Source organism: Xanthomonas sp. LMG 12459 (assembly GCF_009192905.1).
GTDB classification, from domain to species: Bacteria; Pseudomonadota; Gammaproteobacteria; order Xanthomonadales; family Xanthomonadaceae; genus Xanthomonas_A; species Xanthomonas_A sontii.
The window spans coordinates 1-747 of the sequence record NZ_NSGT01000140.1 but is presented as its reverse complement, the minus strand read 5'-3'; the positions used below and the strand labels follow the sequence as shown (position 1 = coordinate 747).

Genomic DNA, 747 nt, shown 5'->3' with positions numbered 1-747 from the left:
GCGTGTCCGAGGACGGCGCGACGATCCGCCGGCGTCGCGAGTGCGAGGCCTGCGGCGAGCGCTTCAGCACGCTGGAGACGATCGAACTCAAGCTGCCGACGGTGATCAAGAGCGACGGCGGGCGCGAGGCGTTCGATGCGCGCAAGCTGCGCACCAGCTTCGATCGCGCGCTGCAGAAGCGACCGGTGGCCGAGGAGCAGATCGAGGCGGCGGTGCGGGCGGTGGTGCACCAGTTGCGCATGTCCGGCGAGCGCGAACTGCCCTCGATCCGGGTCGGCGAGTACGTGATGGCCGAGCTGCGCAAGCTCGACCACGTCGGCTACGTGCGCTTCGCCTCGGTGTACCGCAGCTTCCAGGACGTGGCCGATTTCCGCGAGGAGATCGAGAAGCTCGAGCGTGAGTTGCCGGTGGGCAGCGAGCAATTGCCGCTGCTGGACCTGGTGCGCGCGGCCAAGCCGGGCGACAAGACCGGCAAGCGCTGAGCGCATGCGCATCGTCTGTCTGGCCGAGGCCGCGCAGCACATTCCCGCGCTCGCGCAGGAGCATCTGCAGGCGTTCGGCCCGCTGCTGCCGGAGTGGAACGTGGTGGAGGCCGAGGCCGACCTGCGCAGCCATCGCGACGACAAACGTATTCCCACCAGCTGGATCGCCCTGGACGGCGAGGACTGGCTGGGGTCGGTGAGCCTGCTGCAGAACGACGACGCGCGCATCCGCCAGTTCTCGCCGTGGCTGGCGACGTCTTCAGTC

The 747-nt window shown here is 69.2% G+C and carries 1 protein-coding gene and 1 pseudogene; both read left to right on the top strand.

The window, feature by feature from the left end; translation table 11 throughout:
- Window positions 1-2 precede the first annotated feature (2 nt).
- The gene (nrdR, locus tag CEK65_RS20880; protein WP_226980670.1) at window positions 3-482 is read left to right on the top strand and encodes a transcriptional regulator NrdR; all 480 of its coding nucleotides are present in this window, start codon (window positions 3-5) and stop codon (window positions 480-482) included.
- 4 nt (window positions 483-486) lie between these two features.
- Window positions 487-747 (top strand): annotated as a pseudogene (locus CEK65_RS20875) (GNAT family N-acetyltransferase); the annotation flags it as partial.